Source organism: Pseudoalteromonas sp. UBA2102 (genome assembly GCF_002331165.1).
GTDB lineage: Bacteria > Pseudomonadota > Gammaproteobacteria > Enterobacterales > Alteromonadaceae > Pseudoalteromonas > Pseudoalteromonas atlantica.
On record NZ_DCYU01000071.1, the window covers coordinates 19,389 to 37,882 of the forward strand.

General features: G+C 41.9%; 20 protein-coding genes. 4 read left to right on the forward strand and 16 right to left on the reverse strand.

Annotated features, from left to right (window positions below):
• Positions 1–8: 8 nt before the first annotated feature.
• Together B2R65_RS09680 and B2R65_RS09685 are read right to left on the reverse strand one after the other, a co-directional pair.
• On the reverse strand, positions 9–956 hold the full coding sequence (locus B2R65_RS09680; RefSeq protein ID WP_004586829.1) for an ion transporter: 948 nt from the start codon (positions 954–956) through the stop codon (positions 9–11).
• On the reverse strand, positions 953–3,625 hold the full coding sequence (locus B2R65_RS09685; RefSeq protein ID WP_138611339.1) for a bifunctional acetate--CoA ligase family protein/GNAT family N-acetyltransferase: 2,673 nt from the start codon (positions 3,623–3,625) through the stop codon (positions 953–955). Before B2R65_RS09685 ends, B2R65_RS09680 begins: the two co-directional genes overlap by 4 nt.
• A 114-nt stretch (positions 3,626–3,739) precedes the next feature.
• Between B2R65_RS09685 and B2R65_RS09690 the strand changes: the two genes are divergently transcribed.
• Positions 3,740–4,456 carry an SIMPL domain-containing protein gene (locus tag B2R65_RS09690; RefSeq protein ID WP_138611338.1) on the forward strand — a complete coding sequence of 239 codons (717 nt, stop codon included), beginning with the start codon at positions 3,740–3,742 and terminating at the stop codon, positions 4,454–4,456.
• On the opposite strand, the gene B2R65_RS09695 is transcribed toward B2R65_RS09690, so the two are convergent.
• From B2R65_RS09695 to B2R65_RS09730, 8 genes are all read right to left on the reverse strand, one after another.
• The gene (locus B2R65_RS09695; protein ID WP_138611337.1) at positions 4,453–5,121 is read right to left on the reverse strand and encodes a hypothetical protein; all 669 of its coding nucleotides are present in this window, start codon (positions 5,119–5,121) and stop codon (positions 4,453–4,455) included. The genes B2R65_RS09690 and B2R65_RS09695 overlap by 4 nt on opposite strands.
• Positions 5,122–5,204: 83 nt before the next feature.
• A complete protein-coding gene (locus tag B2R65_RS09700) occupies positions 5,205–7,037 on the reverse strand; it encodes a DUF885 domain-containing protein (RefSeq protein ID WP_138611336.1) in 1,833 nt (610 codons plus the stop codon).
• An 86-nt stretch (positions 7,038–7,123) separates the two neighbouring features.
• Positions 7,124–8,260, reverse strand: a complete 1,137-nt coding sequence (gene hemW / locus B2R65_RS09705) for a radical SAM family heme chaperone HemW (protein ID WP_024031536.1) — start codon at positions 8,258–8,260, stop codon at positions 7,124–7,126.
• Positions 8,257–8,856 carry an XTP/dITP diphosphatase gene (locus tag B2R65_RS09710; protein ID WP_138611335.1) on the reverse strand — a complete coding sequence of 200 codons (600 nt, stop codon included), beginning with the start codon at positions 8,854–8,856 and terminating at the stop codon, positions 8,257–8,259. The genes hemW and B2R65_RS09710 overlap by 4 nt, the downstream gene beginning before the upstream one ends.
• 4 nt (positions 8,857–8,860) lie before the next feature.
• On the reverse strand, positions 8,861–9,304 hold the full coding sequence (locus B2R65_RS09715) for a DUF4426 domain-containing protein (RefSeq protein WP_004586836.1): 444 nt from the start codon (positions 9,302–9,304) through the stop codon (positions 8,861–8,863).
• Positions 9,305–9,361: 57 nt separating this feature from the next.
• Positions 9,362–9,895: a YggT family protein gene (locus B2R65_RS09720; protein ID WP_004586837.1), complete on the reverse strand. Its 534-nt coding sequence runs from the start codon at positions 9,893–9,895 to the stop codon at positions 9,362–9,364.
• Positions 9,896–9,921: 26 nt separating this feature from the next.
• Positions 9,922–10,743: a pyrroline-5-carboxylate reductase gene (gene proC / locus B2R65_RS09725; protein WP_004586838.1), complete on the reverse strand. Its 822-nt coding sequence runs from the start codon at positions 10,741–10,743 to the stop codon at positions 9,922–9,924.
• 17 nt (positions 10,744–10,760) lie between these two features.
• A complete protein-coding gene (locus B2R65_RS09730; RefSeq protein WP_138611334.1) occupies positions 10,761–11,474 on the reverse strand; it encodes a YggS family pyridoxal phosphate-dependent enzyme in 714 nt (237 codons plus the stop codon).
• Positions 11,475–11,476: 2 nt separating this feature from the next.
• On the opposite strand from B2R65_RS09730, the gene B2R65_RS09735 reads away from it, so the two are divergent.
• Together B2R65_RS09735 and B2R65_RS09740 are read left to right on the forward strand one after the other, a co-directional pair.
• Positions 11,477–12,517, forward strand: coding sequence for a type IV pilus twitching motility protein PilT (locus tag B2R65_RS09735; protein WP_004586840.1), 1,041 nt, complete (start codon positions 11,477–11,479; stop codon positions 12,515–12,517).
• Between the two features lie 9 nt (positions 12,518–12,526).
• Positions 12,527–13,660, forward strand: a complete 1,134-nt coding sequence (locus B2R65_RS09740) for a PilT/PilU family type 4a pilus ATPase (protein ID WP_138611333.1) — start codon at positions 12,527–12,529, stop codon at positions 13,658–13,660.
• 133 nt (positions 13,661–13,793) lie between these two features.
• On the opposite strand, the gene ruvX is transcribed toward B2R65_RS09740, so the two are convergent.
• The 6 genes from ruvX to B2R65_RS09770 form a co-directional block, all read right to left on the reverse strand.
• Positions 13,794–14,243, reverse strand: a complete 450-nt coding sequence (gene ruvX, locus B2R65_RS09745) for a Holliday junction resolvase RuvX (protein ID WP_138611332.1) — start codon at positions 14,241–14,243, stop codon at positions 13,794–13,796.
• 9 nt (positions 14,244–14,252) lie between these two features.
• On the reverse strand, positions 14,253–14,810 hold the full coding sequence (locus B2R65_RS09750; protein WP_004586843.1) for a YqgE/AlgH family protein: 558 nt from the start codon (positions 14,808–14,810) through the stop codon (positions 14,253–14,255).
• A gap of 124 nt (positions 14,811–14,934) precedes the next feature.
• The gene (gene gshB / locus B2R65_RS09755; protein WP_126005926.1) at positions 14,935–15,885 is read right to left on the reverse strand and encodes a glutathione synthase; all 951 of its coding nucleotides are present in this window, start codon (positions 15,883–15,885) and stop codon (positions 14,935–14,937) included.
• A gap of 75 nt (positions 15,886–15,960) precedes the next feature.
• Complete coding sequence (gene rsmE, locus B2R65_RS09760; protein WP_024031543.1) at positions 15,961–16,695, reverse strand: 16S rRNA (uracil(1498)-N(3))-methyltransferase; 735 nt, start codon at positions 16,693–16,695, stop codon at positions 15,961–15,963.
• 72 nt (positions 16,696–16,767) lie between these two features.
• Positions 16,768–17,244: a hypothetical protein gene (locus B2R65_RS09765; protein WP_004586846.1), complete on the reverse strand. Its 477-nt coding sequence runs from the start codon at positions 17,242–17,244 to the stop codon at positions 16,768–16,770.
• An 81-nt stretch (positions 17,245–17,325) separates the two neighbouring features.
• Positions 17,326–18,219, reverse strand: coding sequence for a DUF350 domain-containing protein (locus B2R65_RS09770; protein ID WP_138611331.1), 894 nt, complete (start codon positions 18,217–18,219; stop codon positions 17,326–17,328).
• Positions 18,220–18,297: 78 nt separating this feature from the next.
• Here B2R65_RS09770 and B2R65_RS09775 point away from each other — a divergent pair.
• Positions 18,298–18,494: hypothetical protein (locus B2R65_RS09775; RefSeq protein WP_286742213.1), on the forward strand; the 197-nt coding region annotated here is incomplete at its 3' end.

The window sequence follows — 18,494 nt, forward strand, 5'->3', positions numbered from 1 at the left end:
AAATAAGCTTATTGGCGTTTACCACAGTGGCGGCAAAATAAATGGCTGTTGCGTTGATTAAGCTGCGTTTTAATTGCTTTATTGGCCTCAAGCTTACTTAAACCTAGTTTGTAGCGCAGCTCCTCTAAGTGCAAACGCTGTGAGTCATCTAAACTGCCTTGGTGAATTTGCTCATGTACGGCATCTTCAAAAAATTGCCGGCGTTTACGTATTTGCTCCGAAAAACTAGAGGCAAGCAAGCCTGTAGGAATTGCCACCATTCCCATGCTCACCAAAGTGACTACGCCACCAAATAGTTTACCAAGTGGCGTTAGCGGTACAACATCACCATACCCAACCGTAGTGAGGGTCGCCATAGCCCACCACATAGCCGCAGGAATAGAGCCAAATTTATCTGGCTGAATATCGTGCTCCAATAAATAAATACCGCAGGAGGCAAGTATTAGCAGTACCGACATAATAAAAAACGCGGCCAGTAACGAGCTCGCTTCGTCTTTAAATGCTTGTAATAACAACTGCATTGCACGTGAATAACGGGTAAGTTTAAATACTCTTAACAGCCTTAATACACGTAAAAAACGCAAATCCAGAGGAAACACAAACATTAACAAGCTGGGTAAAATGGCTATTAAATCGATAAGAGCCAAAGGTGATAAAAAATAATGCAGCCGGCGTTTTGCGTTTGAACCTTTTATAGCCGCGTATTTGCTTTTATCGACACAGGCCCAAAGCCTTGCAAGGTATTCAAGACTAAAAATAGCCACCGAAATAACCTCTAAAAGTAAAAACTGCGGGTAATATACTTTGTTTATACTCGGTACTGATTCCAACACAATGGCAATAACGTTAAGCATAATTAAAGCAATTAGCGCGGTGTCGAGTATATGCCCCGCTTTGCGGTAATCGCCAGTCCCTTCAAATACCTGCGCTAAAGTTTGCCTTGCTGTGCTACTCATGTGTTTAGCTTTAACAGCATATTAATACTGCCTTCTTCAAAATCGCGGCTAATTGTAAAACCTAACTTACGGGCAAGCTCAATCATGCCGGTGTTCTCAGGCAGTGTTATGCCTTCAATTACTTCTACGCCTTGGCGCTTACAATGATTTATTGCAGCGCTCATAAGCAGCCTGCCAAGACCTAAGCCTTGGTAGTCAGAGCGAACCACGGTTGCAAACTCAGCATGTAAATTATCAGGGTCCATAATAACGCGTGCTACACCTAGGGTGCGGCTTTTACCTTCAAAGCGCTGGCATACAATAAAGGCCATTTCTCGGTCGTAATCTATTTGCGTCATTTTTGCGAGTTGATCGTGGTTAAACTGGGGCAGCTCACCAAAAAAGCGTTTGTAACGATCTTCTTTATTGAGTGATTGATCAAACTCTTGGTGGGCTTTTTCATCCTCTGGACGAATAGGCCTTAATGTAGCTCGCGTATTATTTTTAAGGGTTACTTCTTCTACAAGATCAATAGGGTAAGGGCGAATACATAAACGTTTACGATCGCTGCGTGCCTGATAGCGATTAACACTAATAGTGGCATCAAGTACTAAAAATTGCCCATTGCTGGCTAAAATAGGATTAAGTTCCATGGCACTTATATCGGGCTGATCGACAACAAGTTGAGATATACGTGTGAGCAGGGCGCACAAGCGATATTTGTCGACCTTTTCTGGCAAAATGCGATCTTTTAATACGCCTTTATCGTTTGCTGCTGCAATGAGGTATTTAGCTAAGTTCATATTAAGCGGCGGCAAAGCAACGGCTGCTTGGGCATACTCTAACCCATTACCCGCTTCACCAAGTAATATAACAGGGCCAAAATTAGGCTCAGTTTTAATGGCGATTCGCAGCTCATTAGCGCCGGCGCGCGGCGCCATTTTTTGCAATGAAAACCCTTCAATAACAGCATCTGGATAGGTGTTTTTAATTCGTATCAGCATGGCAAAGGCGGTTTGCTCAACCTCGTTTGCATCGTTTAAGTTAAGAACCACGCCCCCTACTTCTGATTTTGAGGCAATACTTGGGCTAATCAACTTTAACGCTACCGGAAAGCCTAGTTCAATTGCTTGCTCACGCGCCTCTGTGGGCGTGTAGGCTACTTCTGTTTGAATACACTCAACACCATAATGACTAAGAATTTGGCTTGCTTGATGAGTGGGTAAGTAGCTTTGCTCTTCTTCTAAAAATTCGTTAATGAGCGAAGTGGCCGCTGATTTATTTATTTTTGCATCATCGGTATTTGATTCGGGTGTTTGCGTTAAATGTTTTTGGTTACGACGGTAGCTAACTAAATGCATAAATGCGCCAACCGCACCCTCAGGCGTACGATAGGTTGGAATAGTGTGGTTAGAGCAAACACGCCTCGCGGCATAAGCCGCATCTTCACCCATAAAGTTGGTCATTACATAAGGGCGTGCCATCTTTGGTATTTTTTGTAAGGTTTGCACTATCATATCGGCATAGTCTTCACTTGGTGCAAGTGCCGAAGGGGTATGAATAATAAGTAAGTTTTTAACTTCTTCGGCGCGAAGTAAAATTTCTAATGCTTGCTTGTAACGCGCCGGAGCAGAGTCGCCAAAAATATCGACAGGGTTAGATGTAGTATCTGACTGCGGAATAACTTTATTGAGTGCGGAGCGCGTTTGCTCACTAAGCTGGGTAAGTTTGCCCGAATTTAAAATAAGCTCATCGACCGCCATAACCCCCGGGCCGCCGCCGTTGGTTAAAATGGTTAACTGCTCAACTTTTAGTAATTTAGGGTGGATGGCAAGTGTTTGCGTGGCTGCAAAAAGTTCGCGCAGATCACTAACACGCAGCATACCGGCGCGTTGAAAAAGCGCATCGTACACTGCATCTGAACTTTGCTTGCCACCGGTATGAATTTCAGCAGCCAGTGCACCTGCTCCGGTTTTTCCCGTTTTAATGGCAATAACTGGCTTACTAAAGGCCGCTGCCCGTGCTGCCGAGATAAACCCGCGAATATCTTCAATATTATCTATGTAGAGCAAAATCGCTTTGGTTTTAGCATCGCGGCCTAAAAAATCGAGCAGCTCGTCAAAATCGATATCTAGGCAATCACCGACCGAAACAAAATACGAAAAGCCAATCTCTTTATTTTTAGCCCAATCTAAAATAGTGGAACACACCGCTGCGGATTGCGATATAAATGCCAGTTTCCCTGGTGCTGCAACTGTGTGAGAAAAGCTGGCATTAAGGCCAATATGCGGAATAAGCAGCCCTAAACAATTAGGCCCAAGCAAAGTAACGTGATGTGCAGTTGCAGCGCGCTTTAAGGCTGTTTTTTGGCTCAATGAGAGCCCATCAGCAATCACAATTGCACTTTTACAGCCAAGTTCACCTAGCTGCTCGATAATGCTCAGTAAGGTATTTTTATTTGTACAAATAACGGCTAAGTCGGGCACTTTGGGCAGCGCGGCAATATCAGGGTAGGCAAGCACGCCGTGTACCGCACTATGGGTAGGAGTTACGGGCATGATTGGCCCTTTAAACCCACCTTGTAATAAATTGCGCATAACCACAAACCCCGCGCGTGTGGGGGTATTCGAGGCGCCAATAACGGCTACCGAGGCCGGATTAAAAAATTGGCTGATGCGCTTTAAGCTCATGGCATATCCTTGGCTGATTATATTTTGCGTTATTTATAGTCTCAATGTACCCTGTTTGCTGTGTTATTTCGAGCGCATAGATACTTATTATTGATATCAATCAAGGAGTTTTTTGTGAATAAAACACCCGGTTTTTACACAGTTATAGCCGCAATTTGCCTAAGTATAGGCTTAATTTTATTAGGCTTTATTATTAAAAGTGCCGCAGTAGATGTAAAAAGCATGGAACGTAGTGTGCAGGTTAAAGGGTTAGCAGAGCGTGAAGTTAGCGCCGATACGGTAATTTGGCCGCTGCAATACAGTGATGCAGACAACGACTTAGAAAAACTGGTTAGTCGAGTTGAGCAAAAAAACGATGCTGTTATTGCATTTTTAAAGCTACATGGCTTTGATGATGACGAAATAAGCACGGGTAGCCAGTCGATTATTGATAAGCAAGCCCGTGAATACACTAACGATAATCAAAAGTTTCGTTACTTGGTACGCGTTAATATTATTGTGTATTCGAACGCGCCCGACAAAGTACAAAATGCGCTGAGTAAAGTGAGTCAATTAGCTAAACAGGGCATTGCCATTGTGCAAAATAGTTACGAAACCAAAGTTGAGTATTTATTTACCGGCCTTAACGATATAAAGCCTGCAATGGTGCAAGAGGCTACAGAAAAAGCCCGTGAAGTTGCCAACAAATTTGCTAAAGATTCGAACTCAAAGCTTGGTAAAATAAAATCCGCTCGCCAAGGGCAATTTAGCATTAGCAATCGCGATTCAAATACGCCACATATCAAAAAGGTGAGGGTGGTCACCAGTGTTGAATATTACTTAAGTGACTAAATTGCTCTAACTAAGTGGGCAATTTGCGCGGTTGAGCGCTGTAGGTAAGCAGCGCTAAGTAAAATGCTAGTTTCGTTTATATCAGCGCCTTTTAATATATTTACCAGTTGCTGTTTAGCGGTTGGATTTTGTTTTTGCTCTATTTCCATAAGCGCTAATAATGCTGAAAATTCATGCTTTATTGGTGTGCTAGGTTTATCAGCATAGGCGATATAACAGGCAACAGGGGTAAGGCCGCGAGCATTTGTTTGTGCAAGGGCTTTTACTAAATTATCGTTAGATTCAAATAGCATTAATGAGCGCACATAGTTAAACGCCAGCTCTTGAGCATTGGCGTGTTTAAATACATTGTGCAGTACATTATTTCCTTGGCTGTCTTGTGCTAAAAAGCCGTTATTTTCTTTTAATGCAGGTGTAAAAAACGTTAATGCATCAGTTGTTGTTAATTGGTTTATAAAAGGTGCTGGTGGGGTGTTGGTTGTTAAAATACGTGTTGCCACATTTTGCATAAAGTCGTATTTAATACTCATCCGCAAAGCACTTTCGTAAAGGTGGTTTAGCTGTAATGTTTGCTGAGCCGGGCTTAACTGTTTAAAGTCGTTATCGAGCTCGTCTAGCTGATGCTTAGCAATGCGCGCATTAAGTAATTGTATGCTTAAATCCATTATTAACTCTACCTCTGAGCGTTTTTATTACTATAAAACAAAAAAGGCCGCATCAGCGACCTTTTTCTATTTATAACCAAGTATTAAGCTTTTTTACTTGCTACCCACTCGTTTACAAAGTTCTCTAATACGTTAAGTGGTACAGGGCCATTTTTAAGTATAACGTCGTGGAACTGACGAATATCAAACTTATCGCCTAGTTGCTTTTTAGCATCTTCACGCAGCTCTAAAATTTTAAGCATACCCACTTTATAAGCTGTCGCTTGCGATGGCATTACAATGTGACGCTCAACCATTTTAACACCGTCAGATGTGGCGTTAGGCGTATTATTCACGTAGTAATCAATACCTTCTTGGCGAGTCCATTTCATTGCGTGAATACCGGTATCAACGACTAAGCGACACGCACGCCATAATTCCATAGAAAGGCGACCAAAGTCTGAGTATGGGTCTGAGTAAAGGCCCATTTCTTTAGGAATGTACTCTGAGTATAAGCCCCAACCTTCAATATAAGCGGTGTAGCCACCAAACTTACGGAACTTAGGTACACCTTCAAGCTCTTGTGAAATGGCAATTTGCATGTGGTGACCCGGAATACCCTCATGGTATGCTAATGCTTCCATTTGGTACGTTGGCATTGCTTCCATGTCGTAAAGGTTTGCGTAGTAAATACCAGGGCGTGAGCCATCTGGCGCAGGTTGTTGGTAAAATGCTTTACCTGCTGCTTTTTCGCGGAATGCTTCAACGGCTTTAACTTTAAGATCAGCCTTTGGCTTAACAATAAATAACTCATCTAGGCGAGTTTTCATGGTGTTGATTAGGCCAGTGGCTTCATCTAAATAACGCTGTTTACCTTGCTCGTCATTGGCATAATAAAATTGTTTATCCGTTTTCATAAACTGCATAAACGCTTTTAAATCACCTTTAAAGCCTACTTTGTCTTTAATTTCACGCATTTCATCATGAATACGTTTTACTTCAGCAAGGCCAATGGCATGAATTTCTTTAGCGGTTAAGTCAGTTGTTGTGGTGCGCTTAAGTGCGTTATTGTAAAACGCTTCGCCGTCAGGCAGTTTCCATGCGCCATCGCGGTTATCTGCACGTTTTTCTAACTGTGCTAAGTAATTAATTAACTTAGAGTAAGAAGGCTTAACGGCTGATTTTAATGCATCAGTTGCCTCGCTAATTAAGGCATCTTTTTCATTTTGGCTAATTTCAAGAGCACTTACTTTACGTTTAAAGTCGGCTAATAGTGTTGAGTCTTCACCTTTTTCAAACGGCGCACCATGAATGATGTTTTTGCTCGAATCTATAACATGTGGGAACACAAATTTAGGCGCAATAATGCCTTTATCAGCACGGGTTTCTAAATCAGTAATTAGCTGATCAAATACAGTCGGTACACCGTTTAAACGCGCAATATAATCTTTAGCTTCTTTAACATTACTAATTGAATGTTGGTTAATTAAAAACGCAGGCACCATAGAGTGAGTACCAAACATTTGGTTAACCGGGTAGTTATGGTAACGCCATTTAAAATCAGCAATCGAGCTTTCTAGGTCTTGTTTTTTTAAGTCGTAACTTACTTTAGTGGCATCATCAAGCAGGTCGCGGTTGATAGCATTTAAAGTAACTAAGTCTTCTTTTACTTGCGCAAGGTCTTTTAGTTTTTGCTCTTCGCTGCCGTCATCCCATTTATCGTAATCTTTTTTAATACCCATGTAAGTTTGATAAACCGGGCTGCTCATCACATCGCGGTTAAAGGTATCTTCAAAAAACGCATTCGCTTTGTCGATTTCGCTTTGCACAGGTTGCGCTTGAACTGCAGGCGCCGGGGTTGTTTGTTGTGGTGCCTGCTGGCAGCCGGCTAAAATAGCAACGCTCACGGCTGCTGCAATAAAGGTAAGTTTACGCATTGTTTTCCCTTTGTTGTTAGAAACCCATTAGGGTGTATTATATTTATTTGCTTGTATTTTATGTTTATCGCGCGTGGTTAAAACCACTACACGAACAATTCTAGCAGGTCATTTAAAAAACGATGCCCTTTGAGGCTAACTTGCCAGTGGCCGTTTTCTTGTATTAACAAACCTGCATTTATTGCTTTAGTTAACGCTGCTTGTTGGCTTTGCAATGGCTGATTAGTCAGCGCACTGTAATCATCAATAGGGCAAGGCTCGACTAAGCGAAAGCGATTCATAAAAAATTCAAAGGCTAAATCGTCTTGCTCTACTTGCCAGCTTTTATACAAGTACGGCTTAAGCATATCCATGTAACCGCGCGGATGCTTAATTTTTTCAGTACGGGTAATAATGCCGGTTTTTGCATCAGTCACCTTACCATGAGCGCCACAGCCAATACCGAGATAATCGCCAAAACGCCAATAATTCAAGTTATGTTGGCATTGAAAGCCTGGCTTTGCATAGCCCGATATTTCGTATTGTATGTAACCGGCTTGAGCAAGTAGTGCTTGGCCTTGCTCTTGAATATCCCATAGGGTTTCATCTTGTGGCAAAGTGGGCGGTTTGGATGCAAATTGTGTATTAGGCTCAATAGTGAGCTGATACCAGGAAATATGTGGCGGGTTTAAAGCAATTATTTTTTTTAAATCGCTCAGTGCATCGTCAAGGCTTTGCCCCGGTAAGCCATGCATTAAATCAAGGTTAAAGCTATTTAACCCGGCTTGCTTAGCTTGCTCTGCAGCGTAGTGCGCTTCATCGGCACCATGAATACGGCCAAGTGCTTTTAACTTGTCGTTTTGCATGCTTTGCACGCCAATAGAAATACGGTTAATACCCGCTTTAACGTACTCTTTAAAGCGCCCGGTTTCTACGGTACCAGGATTTGCCTCAAGGGTTATTTCGCAGTTGTCGCTTAAGCCAATTAGGTTATCGACTTCGTTTAACAAGCGGGTGTATGCATCGCCAGTTAATAAGCTTGGTGTACCGCCGCCAATAAAAATACTGTGAATTTTACGCCCTTGCACCAAGTGCAAATCGGCTTTTAAGTCGTCAATTAAATGCTGAACATATTCAGCTTCAGGAATGTCGCCTTTTTGCCCATGGCTATTAAAGTCGCAATAGGGGCATTTTTGCACGCACCAAGGTACGTGCACATATAAGCTCAGTGGTGGAAGGTTCACAGGCCGCCTTTGTTTTGTAGCTCTAGTAATAACTTTTTAAGTGCTTGGCCGCGATGACTCACCGCATTTTTTTGCGCTTTGGTGAGCTCGGCGCTGGTACAGTTTTGCTCTGCTACAAAAAATACCGGATCGTAACCAAAGCCGCCTTCGCCATTTTGGGTTTGTGTAATTTCGCCTTCCCAGCTTGCGCTGCAAATAAGTGGGGTAGGGTCGTCGGCGTGGCGCATTAATACCAGCACACACCAAAAGCGGGCTTTACGATTTGGGTTATCGGCTAATTCGTTAAGTAGTTTATCTATGTTGTCTTGATCGCTGGCGCTTTCACCGGCAAAACGAGCTGAGTAAACACCCGGCGCACCATTTAAGCCATCTACCTCTAAGCCTGAGTCATCTGCAATGGCTGGCATGCCGGTAATTTTAGCAGCATGGCGGGCTTTAATTATCGCGTTCTCTACAAAGGTGGTGCCGGTTTCGGCCACTTCGTCTACGTTAAAATCGCTTTGCGGAAGCACATTTATATTAAGCGGGCTAAGCATATTGGCCAGCTCGTTAACTTTGCCAGGGTTGCCTGTGGCAAGCACTAATGTTTTGGTCATGTTTTTAATCTACGTAAAATTTTTGCTGAAACGTGAGTTTTTGAGACTGACTACCTTGCTGGATGTTTATCTCAAAACGTAAAATCTCTTCGTTGGTGTAGTCTACTTGCGCAAGGTAATAAATTGATTCACCTTCTTTTACTTCTTTAAAAGTAAGGGCTTGCTTATTGCCGAGTAGGTTTTTTGCGGTGCCGCTGAGCTGAGCGGTTTGCGCGGTTTTATCGCTATTGTTTTTCAGAACTGAAATATTAACAATGCCTTTATAACCACTACGCTCAAGGCCATATGTTTTAGCTATTTGCGGCTGAATAAAGGTAGATGGAAAAGCAATGTAATGCACTTGCCAAGGGCCCAGCTCTTTGTACTGTGCGCCTTGCATGTCTTCACTGTGGGCATTAAAAGCAAAGGCTAAAAAACTAATAAAGCAAAACTTAATTAAACGGTTCATTATGATGTCCTATATAAAAAAGAGGCCAAAGGGCCTCTTTTGCTTATAACAAAAAATTTAGGCTAAAAAGTCCATTAGCAGCATTTGTAAAAACTGAATACCAATAATTAGTACAAGCACCGATAAATCTAAGCCACCCATTGGTGGAATAATTTTACGAAGTGGCTTGAGCATTGGCTCAGTAAGCTGATGGAAAACCGCTTCTATTGGGTTATAACCTTGACTTACCCAGCTTAAAATAGCGCGAATAATCAATACCCAAAATACAAGGTTTAAGCCTTCTTTAAGTACGGTAATAAGTGCTTGTATAAACACAGGTTGCGCAGCCCATGCGCCGTATATCACCAACATTAAAGTACTTATTTTGGCAACGGCTACAATAAATGCCAGCAATAGAGAGGCTAAATCAAGCCCACCTAACCCGGGTATAATTTTACGTAACGGGTTAACTGCAAACGAGGTTGCTTTAACCACAAATTGGCTCATTGGGTTGTAAAAGTCGGCTTTTGCCCACTGTAGCCAAAAACGCAGTAGTACCACCATTAAAAACAAATCAAACAGGGTACTGATCAAAAATTGCATGGCATTCATAGTGTAACCTTCAATAAAGAGTAATTTTAAAGTTCTTTTTCCATTTGCATTGCACGCGCAATACACGCATCCATTGCATCGCTAACTGTTTGCACTAGGCCTTCGCCTTTTAAATGCTCAACCGCAGCATGGGTGGTGCCGCCTTTAGAAGTTACATTAGCGCGTAATTGCGAAATGCTTATCTCTGGTTGGCTCAATGCCATTTCGGCTGCACCTAGCGCAGTTTGCTGTACTAAGCGGCGCGCATCTTCATCGTTAAAGCCAAGTGCTTTCGCTTTTTCTTCAATGGCTTCCATAAATAAGAAAAAGTAAGCGGGCGATGAGCCTGTCACAGCAATGACATCGTTAATTTGCGACTCTTGCTCTACCCAAACAACAATACCTGTGCACTCAAATACTTGTTGTACAAAGTCGTGCTCTTCGGCTGTTTCATCTGCGCCAAATAAACCCGATACACCACGCCCTAGTAGCGATGGCGTGTTTGGCATACAACGAACCATTTTAACGTTTTGGCCAAGCATTTCGCGTAAACGCTTAACGGTTAAGCCTGCCGCTACCGAAATAAACAGTTTATCACTAAAGTCGATACCCGATTCTTGAAACGATTTACATAAATCGCCCATCATTTGTGGTTTAACAGACAATACAATGACATCAGCATCGCGTAAGGCTTCGTTATTGTCGCTGGTGGTTTTCACCTTGAAATCGTCTGCTACCTTGGCAAGCTTTTCTTGGTTGCGGTTTGTAGCAATGATGTTGTTTGCATTAAAACCGTTTTTTACCATGCCACCAATAATGGCGTAGCTCATGTTACCTGTGCCTATAAATGCGATTGTTTTATCTGACATATGTCTGTTATCACCTTTTAAGTTCGAGTTCCAAAAATATCTGTGCCGATCCTCACCATGGTTGAACCTGCGCTAACGGCGGCTTCAACATCATTGCTCATCCCCATCGACAACGTATCTATATGAGGATATTGGGCCCTTAGTTTATCAAAGCAAGTTTGTAATTGCTCAAAAGATTGACTTTGCTCACGCGGATCGTCGCTTTTAGCCGGAATAGCCATTAAACCACGCAAAGTGAGTTGCTCACATTGGTCAATAAACTCAGCTAGTTCGGGGATTTGCTCTACGCTGCAGCCCGACTTTGCCTCCTCGGCGCTTATATTTACTTGAATAAGCACATTTAAAGGCGCTAGGTTTTCTGGGCGTTGACTGTTTAAACGCTTAGCTATTTTTATTCTATCTACGCTTTGTACCCAATCAAAATGTGCAGCAACAAGGGCGCTTTTATTTGATTGAATAGGGCCAATGAAATGCCAAATGATGTCGCTAAATGTGTGTAGTTGAGCTATTTTATCTACAGCCTCTTGAACATAAGACTCACCAAATTGGCGCTGGCCATGCTCGTAGGCAGCAATAATATCGTCGCTTGGTTTTGTTTTTGATACTGCTAGCAGCGTAATAGCATCGCTACTACGTTTAGCATTTTTAGCCGCGCTGGCAATTCTAGCGTAGGCGGATGTGAGTCGTTCTGCTATTGTAACCATATATTTATCAGTTAGTTGTGGAGTCATAAATGGATATTACCGAATTATTAGCGTTTAGTGTGCAACACAAAGCATCTGATTTACACTTATCGTCAGGTGTTTCACCTATGATACGCGTAGATGGTGATGTTCGCCGCATTAATATACCTGCACTTGCAGACAAAGATGTAAACAGCCTTGTTTACGACATTATGAACGATAATCAGCGCAAGGACTACGAACAAAATCTAGAAGTGGATTTTTCGTTTGAAGTGCCTAACCTTGCTCGATTTCGTGTTAACGCATTTAACTCAAACCGCGGCCCTGCAGCGGTGTTTCGTACCATCCCCAGCGATGTACTGACGCTTGAAGATTTAGGTGCGCCAGATATTTTTAAAACAATATCAGATAACCCACGTGGTTTAGTATTGGTTACCGGCCCAACAGGTTCGGGTAAATCAACAACGCTTGCGGCTATGGTCGATTATATAAATCAAACAAAACATCACCATATCCTCACCATTGAAGATCCTATCGAATTTGTACACGATAATAAACTCAGTCTTATTAACCAACGTGAAGTGCACCGAGATACGCACAGCTTCTCTAATGCACTGCGCAGCGCGCTGCGTGAAGACCCGGATGTAATACTCGTTGGTGAGCTACGTGACTTAGAAACTATTCGCCTTGCGATGACCGCCGCAGAAACTGGCCACTTAGTGTTTGGTACGCTACATACCACCTCGGCACCAAAAACGATTGACCGTATTATTGATGTATTCCCAGGTGAAGAAAAAGATATGGTGCGCTCAATGCTTTCTGAGTCACTGCGTGCCGTTATTTCGCAAACACTACTTAAAAAAATTGGCGGTGGACGCGTGGCCGCGCACGAAATTATGATTGGTGTACCGGCGATTCGTAACTTAATTCGTGAAGATAAAATTGCACAAATGTATTCGTCTATTCAAACGGGTGCATCACACGGCATGCAAACCATGGATCAATGTTTAAATAATTTAGTTAATCACGGTATTGTGACAACCGCAGCCGCAAAAGAAAAAGCCCAAGATAAAACCCAGTTTGGTGGCTAAGGACATATTATGAATTTATCTTTAAATCACTTTTTAAACATAATGATTGATAAAAAAGGCTCGGATTTATTTGTCTCTAGCCAATTACCAGTCAGTGCAAAAATTAATGGTGAGCTTATCGCTCTTAGCGACGATAAGTTAAGTGATGAGCAATCGCTTGCGCTTGTAGAGTCAGCGATGAGCCATAAACAAAAAAACGAGTTTCATACCACTAAAGAGTGTAACTTTGCGATAGCCACAGACGAAGGGCGTTTTCGTATATCGGCTTTTTGGCAGCGCGATAGAGCGGGTATGGTTATTCGCCGCATTGTAACGCAAATACCTGATATAAGTGATTTAGGGCTGCCCTCTACACTTACCGATGTGATTATGTCAAAGCGCGGGTTAGTGCTGTTTGTTGGTGGTACTGGCACGGGTAAATCAACTTCACTGGCTGCCTTAATTGGCTACAGAAACCGCAACCAGCGCGGCCATATACTCACCATTGAAGATCCGATTGAGTTTGTGCACGAGCACCGTAAAAGTATTATTACTCAGCGCGAAGTAGGGCTTGATACTGACAGCTTTGAGTCGGCACTTAAAAGCTCTTTACGCCAAGCACCCGATGTTATTTTAATTGGTGAAATACGCTCGCAAGAAACCATGGAATACGCACTGAGCTTTGCCGAAACGGGTCACTTATGTGTGGCTACATTGCATGCTAATAATGCCAACCAAGCCATTGACCGTATTATGCACTTAGTGCCTAAAGAAAAACACGACAAGCTTAAGTACGACTTAGCGCTAAATTTACGCGCCATTGTTGCCCAGCAACTTATTCCCACTTCTGATGGGGAAGGGCGTGTAGCAGCGATTGAAATATTATTAAACTCACCCATGGTGGCAGAGCTAATTAAAAATGGGGATATTGGTGGCATAAAAGAGGCCATGTCTAAGTCTAAAGAAATGGGTATGCAAACCTTTGACCAAGCCTTATTTGAGCTATACAAACAGCAACGTATTAATTACGCCGATGCACTGCATCATGCTGATTCGCCAAACGATTTACGCTTAATGATTAAGCTGCGCAATAACGAGCAACAAGGTGCAGGATTTTTACAAGGTGTAACCATAGATGGACTAGATGATAAAAACAGCAATTAACACTGTATTTTATCCATAAAAAAAGCGCCGCGGTGCGCTTTTTTTATGGATAAAATTACTTATAACGTTTTATACCACTGCGGTGTTTTTCTACCTTTAAAATAGATTACGTAATTAAAGGAGGCGGTATTACTTATTCACCATAACTGGCTTCAAAAAAACTCTCTAAAATAATCACTGCCGACATATTATCGACATTTCCTTTCCCTAAATTTTTATAGCCACCGTGCTCAAATAAACGCGCTTTTGCATCGGCGGTTGTCAGTCGCTCATCTTGTGTTTGCACCGGTATGCCGTAATGATCGTGCAAGCGGTTAGCAAACTTTTTAGCCTTAAAGGTTACCTCTTGCGAAGTACCATCCATATTAAGGGGTAACCCGACGACCATTAAGTCGGGTTGCCACTCTTTAACTTGAACCGCAATATGATCCCAATTAGGAATACCATCTTGGGCTTTTACCGCTTTTAAGCTAGACGCACTGCCTGTTAGTTCTTGTCCTATGGCAATACCAATGCTTTTGGTGCCAAAGTCAAAGCCCATTACGGTGCGCTGGCCTTGCGGCTTAAGGTTTTTTTTCGTCATTATCGTTCTTTAAGCGTGTCCAGCTTCGCTGCAAAGTTGGCTAACATCAAAGCCTAGCATTGAAACTGCTTTTTCCCAGCGTTTTTCTACCGGCGTATCAAAAATGATCTTCGGATCGGCTTTAATGATCAACCAACTGTTATCTAAAAGCTCTTTCTCAAGTTGTCCTTGCTCCCAGCCCGAATAACCAAGCGTAATAATAAATTGCTCAGGTGCGTGGGCGGTGGTCAGGTTGGCAAGTACGTCTTTTGATGTGGTGATCATTATATCACTGCTAAGCTTTTGGCTTGCAGAGTAGCCTGGCTGAGGTGAATGAAGTACAAAACCTCGGTCGGTTTTAACCGGACCACCTGCAAACACAGAGACTTGCGCGGCTTGTTGGGTTTTGTCGTTGTCTATTTCTATTTTATCTAAAAGCTCACCAACGGTCACATCAATAGGCTGGTTGATCACCAATCCCATAGCCCCATCTTCATTGTGCTCACAAATATAGGTAACGGCACGTTTAAAAAAAGGGTCTTGCATCGACGGCATAGCGATTAAAAAATGATTTTCTAATGATTGCATAGATTTCACCCTTTTAGTTTATGAATACTTATTGAACTTTGAGTATGGCATAGATATATACGTAGCGTATAAAAAGTCCATTAATTGTATGAAATACTTAAATTAATGGACTTTTAAATGGTGTTTATTTAGCGAGCTTACGCTCAATTGCGTCAAACAAAATACCGGTAATAGATATATCGTAAGCGGCTTCAATTTCACGTACGCAGGTTGGTGCTGTTACGTTAATTTCGGTGAGCTTGTCGCCAATAATATCTAACCCTACAAACACTAACCCTTTTTCTTTAAGCGTAGGGGCAACTGCTTGAGCTATTTTAAGGTCTGACTCGCTAAGGGGGCGGGCTTCACCACGGCCGCCCGCAGCTAAGTTACCGCGGGTTTCACCATTTTGTGGAATACGCGCTAAACAATACGGAATAACTTCACCATCAACAACCAATACGCGTTTATCGCCTTGTTTGATCTCTGGAATGTAATTTTGCACCATGGCAAAGCGACTACCATGCTCAGTTAAGGTTTCGCAAATAACGCCAATGTTTGCATCATCTTCTTTAATACGAAAAATAGATGCGCCGCCCATGCCATCAAGTGGTTTTAAAATAATGTCTTTATGCTCAGCTAAAAACGCGCGTATTTGAGCTTGGCTGCGTGTTACTAGCGTATCTGGCGTATGTTCGCTAAACCACGCTGTAAATAGCTTTTCGTTAGCATCGCGCAGGCTTTGTGGTTTATTAATAATTAATGTACCTTCTTGCTCTGCACGCTCTAAGATATAAGTTGCGTAGATGTACTCCGTATCGAACGGCGGATCTTTTCGCATTAAAATAACGTCTAGGTCGGCAAGCGCGATTGTGGCTTTTTCTTCAAGTTCGTACCACTTTTCGGTGTTGTTAAATACCTGCGCTTTTGCTGCGGTTGCATACGATTTACCTTGGCGAAGCGATAAGTCATCCATCTCCATGTAGTAAATTTCGTAGCCACGTTTTTGCGCTTGCATCATCATTGCAAAACCGGTGTCTTTTTTGATGTTAAATCCACTAATAGGATCAGAAATAATACCTAACTTTATCGCCATGCGCTGTGCCTTAATCTAATTATAATGACTACTAGAGTGCTAATAGTTTTAATATGAGGGTGCCATTGAGCTATTTCAATTAGCTAAATCGCCAAATTGTAATTGTAATGCGCTTAAGACCGTTAAAGCGGCCGTTTCTGTTCGTAAAACGCGCGGCCCTAAGCGAATATCAACAAAGTGCTGATCTTTAGTTTGCAGCATTTCTTCATCAGTAAAGCCGCCTTCAGGGCCTACTAAAAAGCGTACACCGGCGCTTGGAACGGTTATTGTTTTAATGCTGTGCTCGGCACGAGGGTGCAAAGTGAGCTTAATGGCGTCTGTTTGTTGTTCAAGCCATTGCTTTAAATCAACCGGTGTGTGAACAACTGGCACAAAGTTACGCCCCGATTGTTCGGCGGCTGAAATTGCAATTTTTTGCCATTGTTGGTGTTTTTTTTCTAACCGGTCGCCACTGAGTTTAACGCCACAGCGCTGACTAAAAATAGGGGTGATTTCGCTAATGCCAAGTTCAACAGATTTTTGGATGGTAAAGTCCATTTTGTCGCCACGTGATACGCATTGCCCTAAATGAATTTTAAGCGGCGACTCGACATCATGCTCATCAAAACGTTGTGGCATAACAACAACTGATTTTTTAGTTACCTCAATAATTTCACTGAAGTATTCACCGCCTTCGCCATTAAAAATAGACACATGTTCGCCTACTTTCATGCGCAATACGCGGCCAATATGGCCCGCTGCATCGTCGTTTAAAGAAACCGGGGTGTTTAAGGCAATACTCGATGCCTGATAAATATGAGGTACTCGCATGGGGGTCACTTATTTTATAGCGTAAAGGTGTATAGCGCTATGGTAAGTAAGCAGGGCGTTGTACGCAATTATTTATTTTTGTTTAAGTGACTTGGCAAGTGCGATTAAATCTTTAGGTGTTTCGGCAATATCGGTATCGCACGATAAGTGATTTTTAAAGCCTTCGTCAGTAATACGATTAAATGTATAGCCGTTGTCGTCAAAGCTAACTACGTAGCGTTTTTCATGCAGGGAGTTATATATAAAACGTTGTTTGTCGTCGGCAAGTAGATAGTCGGTGTTATTAAATAATACGCCCTGAATATCGTGGTGCTCGTGCAGGTAAGTGGCCAGTTCAGATACGCTAATTTCGTTTTCTAGGTCGCAATAGCAATAGTCTTTAATGAGTTCGTCAAACATCATTTTTACTAGCTTACGGGTGTTACTGCCTGCAACTATTAAGGTGCTGGGTGTATTGGGTGCCGCGTGCTTAAAATAATACTCGGCAAATGTACGACTAAATTCGTTATCTATATCAATTAACAAATAGTTAGTTACTTCAAATGACATAGGGCCCCGTTGCTTTATGCAAATGTGTTATGCCAGTTAACTAAATACGGGGCGCTTGGCGACTTATTTAATAGCGTGGCGTTAAAGTGAAAACATGCTAATAAGTAAATAGCCTATAGCACAAAAAACAGCAAACTCAATGCATGCTATGCCTATATTGTCCTGATGGTCGACCTCTAAAGCGGCATCAATATTGGGTAATGAAATGGATTTTATTACAAAACTTAAACAATATAATAACACCCACATTACACCGCAATGCATTACCAGTGTAAATATATTTTCGACCATTTTTCCATTTTGAAAGGCCGCACTAGATAATCCAGCATACACGGCTAGAGCTAAACCTATTGATTTTCCAGCATATCTAATTCCGATAGAGGTGTTTTCTAGGTTAAAGTTACTTTGCAGTGAGGCACCTTGGTTTGCTTTAGCGAAGCGGTATTCACGTATTTTACTATCTAGTGCAAACATCCCTTGTAGCGTAAAAAAGCTAACAAAAGCAATAAGTAAGTTACTAAACCCTTGTGCATGAGTCCAGGTATACATGCCAAGTGCAATAATGCAGTTGGCTAATAACATACCAGAATCAACCAATGCAGCGCATACATTTTGCTTTAATATAGCAGCTTCTTCATTAAATCTATGTAATATCCATTTTCTATGAATTAAATGTCCGGCTTTTATAAATGTAAATAATAGAACAATTAAAATAACCACTTTTAATGGATTATGTTGTGCCGTACTCATACTTATTTCATCAAATAAAAATGCCATAGTGGCAATAACCACGGTAATTTCTGAGGCGAAACTAATCCCCATTGCAAAATTATCATGCTGCGCTAGTTCATCTTTAAGTGCCTGTTTTGCTTTTATTTGAGCAACAATTCTAAGACTAAAAATAGTAATGCATATAACCGCAAAACTAATGGCAATCGCAACTAAACTAGTGTTAGATAATGATAAATATGACATGCTGATCCTAAGTAGAGATAACCTTTCTTGGTTTTAGTTATTCTAGTATGGTTAGCGCATATATAAAAGAGAGGATTGATGAGTAACAAAATGCAACTTCCTATTCAATTACAAAAACTTGGCTCAACACGCTTTGCACAGCTGTATCCGCAGCAACCTATACAAGAAGAAGTTGTAAAATTATGTGCTTTGAGCGACTTTGCTTTTCGCAGTTTAGAGTCGCAACCTCAACTAAAAGACTGGTTAATAAACCCCGATGAGCAATTTAGCCGAGA

Bases quoted from the DNA above. Each gene is read 5' to 3' on its own strand.
- B2R65_RS09680 (WP_004586829.1), bottom strand. From the start codon at position 956: ATGAGTAGCACAGCAAGGCAAACTTTAGCGCAGGTATTTGAAGGGACT.
- B2R65_RS09685 (WP_138611339.1), bottom strand. From the start codon at position 3,625: ATGAGCTTAAAGCGCATCAGCCAATTTTTTAATCCGGCCTCGGTAGCC.
- B2R65_RS09695 (WP_138611337.1), bottom strand. From the start codon at position 5,121: ATGGATTTAAGCATACAATTACTTAATGCGCGCATTGCTAAGCATCAG.
- B2R65_RS09700 (WP_138611336.1), bottom strand. From the start codon at position 7,037: ATGCGTAAACTTACCTTTATTGCAGCAGCCGTGAGCGTTGCTATTTTA.
- B2R65_RS09710 (WP_138611335.1), bottom strand. From the start codon at position 8,856: ATGACCAAAACATTAGTGCTTGCCACAGGCAACCCTGGCAAAGTTAAC.
- B2R65_RS09715 (WP_004586836.1), bottom strand. From the start codon at position 9,304: ATGAACCGTTTAATTAAGTTTTGCTTTATTAGTTTTTTAGCCTTTGCT.
- B2R65_RS09720 (WP_004586837.1), bottom strand. From the start codon at position 9,895: ATGAATGCCATGCAATTTTTGATCAGTACCCTGTTTGATTTGTTTTTA.
- proC (WP_004586838.1), bottom strand. From the start codon at position 10,743: ATGTCAGATAAAACAATCGCATTTATAGGCACAGGTAACATGAGCTAC.
- B2R65_RS09730 (WP_138611334.1), bottom strand. From the start codon at position 11,474: ATGACTCCACAACTAACTGATAAATATATGGTTACAATAGCAGAACGA.
- B2R65_RS09735 (WP_004586840.1), top strand. From the start codon at position 11,477: ATGGATATTACCGAATTATTAGCGTTTAGTGTGCAACACAAAGCATCT.
- B2R65_RS09740 (WP_138611333.1), top strand. From the start codon at position 12,527: ATGAATTTATCTTTAAATCACTTTTTAAACATAATGATTGATAAAAAA.
- ruvX (WP_138611332.1), bottom strand. From the start codon at position 14,243: ATGACGAAAAAAAACCTTAAGCCGCAAGGCCAGCGCACCGTAATGGGC.
- B2R65_RS09750 (WP_004586843.1), bottom strand. From the start codon at position 14,810: ATGCAATCATTAGAAAATCATTTTTTAATCGCTATGCCGTCGATGCAA.
- gshB (WP_126005926.1), bottom strand. From the start codon at position 15,885: ATGGCGATAAAGTTAGGTATTATTTCTGATCCTATTAGTGGATTTAAC.
- rsmE (WP_024031543.1), bottom strand. From the start codon at position 16,695: ATGCGAGTACCTCATATTTATCAGGCATCGAGTATTGCCTTAAACACC.
- B2R65_RS09765 (WP_004586846.1), bottom strand. From the start codon at position 17,244: ATGTCATTTGAAGTAACTAACTATTTGTTAATTGATATAGATAACGAA.
- B2R65_RS09770 (WP_138611331.1), bottom strand. From the start codon at position 18,219: ATGTCATATTTATCATTATCTAACACTAGTTTAGTTGCGATTGCCATT.